Annotated in this window: 2 protein-coding genes; both read right to left on the minus strand. The window is 61.3% G+C overall.

Going from position 1 to position 8,250, the window contains the following annotated elements; genetic code table 11:
* Positions 1-290: 290 nt before the first annotated feature.
* A complete protein-coding gene (locus B5F98_RS12350) occupies positions 291-5,225 on the minus strand; it encodes an alpha-L-fucosidase (protein ID WP_242961683.1) in 4,935 nt (1,644 codons plus the stop codon).
* 664 nt (positions 5,226-5,889) lie between these two features.
* Positions 5,890-7,956: a ribonucleoside triphosphate reductase gene (locus B5F98_RS12355; RefSeq protein WP_242961684.1), complete on the minus strand. Its 2,067-nt coding sequence runs from the start codon at positions 7,954-7,956 to the stop codon at positions 5,890-5,892.
* Positions 7,957-8,250: the final 294 nt, after the last annotated feature.

The following is an 8,250-nucleotide window of genomic DNA, read 5'->3' on the forward strand; positions in this document are numbered from 1 at the left end:
GTAGTGACTCATTGGGGATTCCTCCTTATGGTTTGTCTCGTCAACTGCCATTTTACAGGAATTTCCCCAATGGGTCATCTTTTATTTTAGGTGTTGCACTTGCATTGTAAATCTCCACGTGGAGAAATGGGGCCCAGCGGAGCGTCCCCGGCTGGGGCGCTGTCCTTCTGCGCAGATATCGGAGAAGAACTGGCCCTCTCTTTCGGAACAAAAGAGAAAAGCCCGGAGGAAGCATTTGCTTCCTCCGGGCTTTCGTCTTAGTTTGGCAGGTTCCTCAGACTAGGAAGAACTTAGTTGCCGCGGCGCTTGCGCACCACAGTGGCAGTGCTCAGAGCCACCACAGCGGCACCCAGAGCGGCCACATACAGCATCAGCTGAGCGGAGTCGCCAGTCTGAGCGGGCTTCTCAGCGGGCTTCTCGGTGGCCTGAGGCTTGTTGGTGGTCTCAGGCTTGTCGGTGGTCTCGGGAGCGCCACCGGCGGTGAGGCCGTCCATGGCGCTCTGGAGAGCAGCCACGGCGTTGTCCACAACCTTCTGGTCGTCCACGGACAGGGTGGCGTCAGCCATCACGTTCTGGGCGGTAGCCAGAGCGGTGCGGAAGGTGGCCACGGACTCGGCGGTGTAGCCGGTGAGGTCCATGCCCTCGGCCTTGCCGATGAGGTCTTCCAGGATGTCCTTGTTGGCCTTGAAGCGCTGAGCCAGGATGGCGTCCAGCAGAGCCTGAGCCACAGGCTTGATGTCCTCATCCATGGCGTCGCCGTCAGCGGCCACGTCCTTGGCGGCGGCCAGAGCGTCCACCAGCTGCTGCCAGTTCTCCTCCATGTACTTGTCGGCGTTGGCCATCATGTCCTCGGCCTTGGCGATGAGCTTGTTCAGCTCGTCCTTGTCGCCCTGAACCAGGCCCAGGCCCCAGATGCCTTCCAGCAGCTGGTTCCAAGCGGCGTTGACCTCGTCCTGGGTGGCGTCGGCGTCGGCCAGAACGGTCTTGGCGTTGTCCAGAGCGTCCTCGAAGGCCTTCTTGGCCGTGTCGGTGACACCAGTGGTGTCCAGACCCTCGGCATAGGCCACGGTCTTCTCCAGCAGGGTCTTGTTGACATCGCCGGGCTCGGGGGTCTCGTCCTTCTCAAACACGGCGGTGACGGTGACGTTGCCCTCGGGCATCACGAAGGTGTTATCGGTGACGGTGACGGTCTCGCTCTGCCACTCTACGAAGTGCCAGCCCTCAGCAGCGGTCTGAGTCAGGGTCACGGTGGTGCCAGCGGCGGCGGTGGTGGGCTCGGCGGTAGCGGTGCCCTCGCCCTGGGTGTTCACGGTGACGGTGTACTCCTCAGGCTGGGGCTCAGCGGCCTCCTTGAGCTCGATGACCAGCTTGTCCAGCTGGGGAGACTTCTTGTCGGGACCGGTGAACACCAGAGTGCCGGCGCCGGCCTCGGTGATCTCGATCTCGAAGGTGACGGTGTGGGTCTGAGTGGCGCTGTCGCCAGCACCAGCGGAGACGGTGCCGGAGGCAATCTTGCCGTCGGGCTCGCTCCAGGCCAGGGAGTTGTTGGTGTCGCCGCTGCGGTAGGTGGCGGTGACGGTGTAGGTACCAGCAGTCTTGGCCTCATAGGGGAAGGAGATGGTGTCCTGCTGGTTCAGGCAGTTGATGAACTCGCCGTGGCTGGCCCAGTCGGCCTCGGCCACACACAGAGCCCACTGGCCGTCGGAGGCCAGCTCCACGTTGTGCAGCTGAGCAAACTCAGCTTCCAGAGTCACGGACACGCCCTTCTCGTTGGGGAAGTAGAAGGGATCTTCGGTGGTGTACTGCTCACGCTCCACCAGAGCGGCCAGAGCGGTCTCGATGGCGGTCTTGGCCTCGCCCAGAGCGGAGACGGAGGGGTTCTCCTCCTTCAGCAGCTCGGTGGCGTCCGCAATGGCCTTGGCGTAGGCATCCCAGCCGCTGGTGTACCACTCGCCCACCTTGCCGTCGGCGGCGTCCACCAGAGCCTGGAGGTCGTCGCGGGTGACGTCGGGAGCGAAGGTCACTTCAATGGTGGTCTCGCTGGTGACGCTGTCCAGGGTGTAGGTGTTGTCGGTGACGGTGACGGTCTCACCGTTGACCACCACGGACTCCACATGATAGTAGGCGTCGGGGGTGATGGTGAGAGTGAAGGACTCGCCCTCGGTGACAGCGGTGGTGCCAGCGGGAGACACGGTGCCGCCGGCATTGGCGGTCACGGTGACGTTGCAGGTCTGGTAGTCGATGTTCTTGGGGGTGATGACCAGCTTGTCCAGCTGGGGAGACTTCTTGGCGGGGCCGGTGAACACCAGGGTGCCAGCGCCAGCCTCGGTGACCTCGATGTCAAAGGTGACGGTGTGGGTGGCGGTGGCGCTGTCCCCGGCGCCAGCGGAGACGGTGCCGGAGGTGATCTTACCGTCCACCTCGCTCCAAGCCAGGGAGTTGTTGGTGTCGCCGCTGCGGTAGGTGGCGGTGACGGTGTAGGTGCCGGTGCGGTCGGCCACATAGGGGAAGGAGATGGTGTCGTTCTGGTTCAGGCAGTTGACGAACTTGCCGTGGCTGGCCCAGCTGGCCTCAGAGACCTGGAGGGGCCAAGCCTCGCCCTCGCCGGTGTTCTTCAGAATGGCGAACTCAGCTTCCACGGTGTAGGTGGAGTTGGGCTGCCAGGGGAAGGGCACGGGGTCGTCAGCAGAGTACTGCTCGCGCTCCACCAGAGCGCTCTTGGCGGCCTGGATGGCGGCCACAGCCTGGGCCATAGCCTCCTGGTCGGCGTCGGTGGAAGCCAGCAGCTCCTTGCCCTGGGCCACGGCCTGGGCGTAGGCGTCCCAGCCGGAGGAGTACCACTCACCCAGCTTGCCCTCGGCCTCATTCACCAGGGCCTCCAGCTGCTCACGAGAGGCGGAGTCCATATCCTTGATGGTGACGGTGGCGATGGGGTTGAAGCCCAGGATGACGTCCTTGTCGGCGGAGGACAGCTCGATGGTGAACTCCCGGTCGCCGGTGATGTTGGTGTTGCGGCGGGTCTCCACCGGAGCGGTTTTCTCGGTCTCACCGGGCTGGAAGGTGACCTCGGTGTTCAGCTCGGTGTTGAAGTCATCCTGAATGGCGGAGCCGGGGTTGGGGGACAGGCGCACGGTGACCGGCTCGTCGCTGGTGCCGCCCACGCGGACCAGCTTGACGTCCATGCGCTGCTCCTCGTTCATGGTGTAGCGGCTCTCCTCGATGCCGATCATGCCCTTGCCGCCGTTGTTGATGGTGTAGGCGGCCTCGATGCCGATGGCCTTGGAGGTGACCCGCAGCTCCAGGGTGTGCTCGCCGTCGGCCAGGTCCTCGGAGACGAAGATGTACTGACCCAGGGCACGGGCGGAGGCGTGGGTGTCGATGGTGGACACCTTCTCGCCGTCGATGTAGATGTCAGCCTTGCCGTGGTTGGGGTCCTTGGTACCCAGCAGGTAGATCTTGGAGCCGGTGAAGTTGACGGTGAAGGTAGCACCGGCGTTGGCCCACTTGTTGGTGCCGCCGATGAACTGGGAGCCGGTCTCGTCGGTCCAGCCGTTGGAGAACTGGAAGGCCCCGTTCTTGATGTCGATGACGTCCATGCCGTCGGGGGCAGCGCCGGAGAGCTCAAAGCCCTCGCTGGCCTTGTACACGCCCACCTCGCTGATCATGGGCACCTTGTCGTCGGGGGTGGACACGGTGATCCGCACCTGATCGCCCCGGACTGCGCCGGTGCGCACCAGACGCTTGGCGCCGATGGTCTGGCCGGACTGCATCTCGTGCCACTCGCCGCTGGCATCGCGATACTCCACTTTGTAGGAGTTGATGCGCTGGCCGTTCTGGATGGCCTCTTCCACGCTCACCACGTCGAAGCTCTTCACGCCGCCCAGGTCGATGAGCAGGGTGCCTTCGTTGGTGCCGTCCTCGGTGGTCCAGTAGGTGGCGTCGTTGCCGTCGATGGTGTTGCCGGGCTTGTAGGCCACGTCATTGCCACGGACGTTGGTGGCCTGCACGGAGGTGGCCAGGTTCTTCTTAAAGGTTTCCTGGACGTTCTGGCCGAACTCGGTCACACGGTCCAAAATGGCCTGGTCCACGGTGCCCTGGTTGTTGGGGGGCACGTTGAGCAGGAAGGTGCCGTTGTGGCCCACGGAGCGGAAGTACATCTCGCCCAGGGCGGCAATGGTCTTGGGGGTGTTCTTGGTGGTGCCCCAGAACCAGCCGGAAGTGATGCGGGCGTCACACTCAGGCACCGTCCACTGGTTGCCGTTTTCCAGGCCCACGGTGTAGCCGCCCTGAGAGCCGCTGTTGATGGTGTTGTTTTCGTAGTTCACCATGGACTTGGACCAGGTGTCGTCGGCGGCGTAGCCGTTCTCGTTGCCGATCCAGCGCACGGTGGTGTAGGCCTCAGCGCCGAAGAGCATACAGTCGGCCTCATAGCCGGCCTTCTTGCCCTCGTTGCTCTGAATGGTGTTAAACCACTTCTGGAAGTCGTACTCCTGGGCGTTGGCGCCGGAGCCCTTGGCGCCGTCCATCCACACCTCGACGAAGTGGCCGTCGTTGCCGTACTTGTCGTTGCCCAGGATCTCCTGGAGCTGGTTGTTGTAGTACTCGTTGTAGTCCAGCACGTCGTTTTCCTTGCTGGTGGGGTTGCCGTTGGCGTCGTAGTAGCCGTAGCTGTCGTCGTGGATATCCCAGGGAGACAGATACAGGCCCATGTTCATGTCGTACTTGGTGCAGGCCTCGGACAGCTCAGCCAGAATGTCGCCCTGGCCGTTTTTGTAGCTGGTGTTGGCCACATCGTACTCGGTGTAGGCACTGTTCCAGATACAGAAGCCGTCGTGGTGCTTGGCGGTGACGATGAGCATCTGGAAGCCGGCGTCCTTCAGAGTCTTGACCATGGTGTCAGCGTCGAAGTCGGTCTCCAGCTTGAAGATCTCATCGGGGGTCTTGTCCCCGTAGTGCTCGCCCCACTCGATCTCGTTGAAGGTGTTGGGGCCAAAGTGGCAGAATGCGGACAGCTCTGCCTTCTGATACCAATACTGATTGGCGTTGGGCAAAACGGTGTCCGGGGTGGGGGCTGGGGTGGCGTTGTCGGTGAGAGACGCATCCCCGATGTAGGTGGGCTCTGCGGCCCAAGCAGTCGGGAAGCTGGTGCCTACCACAGTAGAGGCCAGCATGGTCCCCGCCAAAGCCAGAGCCAAACCGCGCTTAGCAGGACGTTTTCCTTTCATGTACATTCCTTCCTTTCATACGTGCGGCACGTTGTGGGACACGCGCCGTTTTTCATTTATATCATACCATACCCCACTTGCCATCGGTACATTTTCTTGTGCGAAATCCCAAATTTGTGAGGTTTGGCAGATTGGGACCTAATTTTTTGTAAAAATTACACAACTTTTCTTTGAATAACAGGATTTTCCTTTGCCCGGATAAATTTTTGCATTCTGCACAACGCCCCGGTCCGCCTTTTTATAAGGTGGACCGGGGCCAGCCGACGAACGTTTCTATGTCCCTTTCACATGCTTGACACATGTTCTCACGCCGTGTATACTGATAGTAGAAAAGGGGTGCTGCCAGCGACGGCTGTCCCCCCGGGTTAAATCAGAGAAGTAACCGCATGGTTGGGAGCCGGGCGGTTACTTCCTTTTATTGAGCTGAAACAGCCCGATAATACCCACGATCAGCAGTCCAATCTGCACCAGGTCAGAAAACGTGACATACTCCATGAGTGCACCCCCTTTCAACCAGGGGGCAAGGAAGCACCCCCTTATGTAGATGAAGGGGGAACAACCGCCAAATGTGTGGCAGCACCTTACCTGGAGTATAGCAGACCTTGCCGCCTGTTGCAAGACAGCGCCCGTACCTGCCCCAATGTGAGGCAGGTACGGGCGTTTTTTATCCCACTTGATACACTTGTCGGTCGTGGAACTCCTGGGTCTTGCCGTCGTTCCAGTTCTGTACCGGGCGGTAGTATCCGGTGATGCGGCTGTACACCTCGGCGGGCTTGCCGCAGTGGGGGCAGGTGAACTGCTCCCCGGGCAGGTATCCGTGGTCGGCGCACACCGAGTAGGTGGGGGAAATGGTGTAGTAGGGCAGCTTGTAATGTTCCGCGATTTTGCGCACCAGGGCGGCGGCAGATTGCCAGCTGGGCAGTTTCTCCCCCAGGAAGGCGTGGAACACCGTGCCGGAGGTGTAGAGCACTTGGAGCTGGTCCTGCACGTCCAGGGCGGCGAACAGGTCGTCGGTGCACCCCACGGGCAGATGGGAGGAGTTGGTGTAGTAGGGGGTGCCGTGGTCGTTGGCGGTGCGGATGAGGGGGTATTTCTCCTTGTCGTGCTTGGCAAAGCGGTAGGTGGTGGACTCTGCCGGGGTGGCCTCCAGGTTAAAGAGGTCCCCATACTGCTCCTGGTAGTCGGACAGGCGCTCCCGCATGTGGGTGAGCACTTCCACGGCGAAGGCCTGGGTGTCCGGGTGGGTGAGGTCGTGGTGCAGCCAGGGGGCGTTGAGGCCCACCTCGTTCATCCCCACCAGGCCGATGGTGGAGAAATGGTTTCGGAAGGTGCCCAGATAGTGGCGGGTGTAGGGGTACAGGCCGTTTTCCATCAGCTGGGTGATGACGGTGCGCTTGGTGTGCAGGGAGCGGGCGGCCAGGTCCATGAGGTGGTCCAGCCGCTGATAGAACTCCTCCGGGTCCTTGGACAGGTAGGCGATGCGGGGCAGGTTGATGGTCACCACGCCCACGCTGCCCGTGGACTCGCCGGAGCCGAAGTAGCCCCCGGACTTCTTGCGCAGCTCCCGCAGGTCCAGCCGCAGGCGGCAGCACATGGAGCGCACATCGGAGGGCTCCATGTCCGAGTTGATGTAGTTGGAGAAATAGGGGGTGCCGTACTTGGCGGTCATCTCAAAGAGCAGCTTGTTGTTCTCCGTCTCCGACCAGTCGAAGTCCCGGGTGATGGAGTAGGTGGGAATGGGGTACTGGAAGCCCCGGCCGTTGGCGTCCCCTTCAATCATGATCTCCAAAAAGGCCCGGTTGACCATGTCCATCTCCTTTTTGCAGTCCCCATAGGTGAAGTCCATGAACTTCCCGCCCACAATGGCGGGCTGTCCCGCCAGATCGGGGGGCACCGTCCAGTCCAGGGTGATGTTGGTAAAGGGGGCCTGGGTGCCCCAGCGGCTGGGGGTGTTCACCCCGTAGACAAAGGACTGGATGCACTGTTTTACCTCGTGCTGGCTCAGATGGTCCACCCGGACAAAGGGGGCCAGATAGGTGTCGAAGGAGGAGAAGGCCTGGGCTCCAGCCCACTCGTTTTGCATGATGCCCAGGAAGTTCACCATCTGGTTGCACAGGGTGGACAGGTGACGGGCGGGGGACGAGGTGATTTTCCCCGGCACGCCCCCCAGACCCTGGTAGATGAGCTGTTTCAGGGACCACCCGGCGCAGTACCCGGTGAGCATGGACAGGTCGTGGAGGTGCAGGTCCCCGTCCCGGTGGGCCTGGGCCACCTCCTGGTCGTAGATTTCGCTGAGCCAGTAGTTGGCGGTGATGGCCCCGGAGTTGGACAGAATGAGGCCCCCCACCGAATAGGTGACGGTGGAGTTCTCCTTCACCCGCCAGTCGTTGATGCGCAGATAGTTGTCCACCAGCTCCTTGTAGTTGAGGAGGGTGGACGAGGCGTGGCGCACGTTTTCCCGCTGCTTGCGGTAGAGAATGTAGGCCTTGGCCACCTGGTCATACCCCGCCTGGATGAGCACCACTTCCACGCTGTCCTGGATGTCCTCCACGGCGATGAGGTCGTTTCGAATCTTGGGCTGAAAATCTGCCGTCACCCGCAGCGCCAGCAGCTCCACCACCTCCGGGTGGGCCTGCTGCCCCTGGGCCTCAAAGGCACGGGTCATGGCGGCGATGATCTTGCTTAATTGAAAGGGAACGGTGGAGCCGTCCCGCTTGGTCACTTGGTACATAGGCCACGCTCCTCTCTGTGTATTTGCGGTTGCCGCCCCGCGGGCGGTGCTCTTCCATGATACCACTGGCCCACGGTAAAATCAAGATATACTGGTGTGTTATATTTTGGACACAAGATATTGTGCATTCAAGCGTGTCCCTGCCAGGGACGCTCCGCTGGGCCCCATTTCTCGCCGTGGAGATTTACAATGCAAGTGCAACACCTAAAATAAAAGATGACCCATTGGGGAAATTCCTGTAAAATGGCAGTTGACGAGACAAACCATAAGGAGGAATCCCCAATGAGTCACTAC

It is taken from the genome of Pseudoflavonifractor sp. An44 (assembly GCF_002161675.1).
In the GTDB taxonomy this organism is placed as follows: Bacteria; Bacillota; Clostridia; order Oscillospirales; family Oscillospiraceae; genus Enterenecus; species Enterenecus faecium.

Excerpts from the sequence above, each read along its gene's own strand:
- B5F98_RS12350 (WP_242961683.1), bottom strand. The coding sequence starts at position 5,225 with ATGAAAGGAAAACGTCCTGCTAAGCGCGGTTTGGCTCTGGCTTTGGCG.
- B5F98_RS12355 (WP_242961684.1), bottom strand. The coding sequence starts at position 7,956 with ATGTACCAAGTGACCAAGCGGGACGGCTCCACCGTTCCCTTTCAATTA.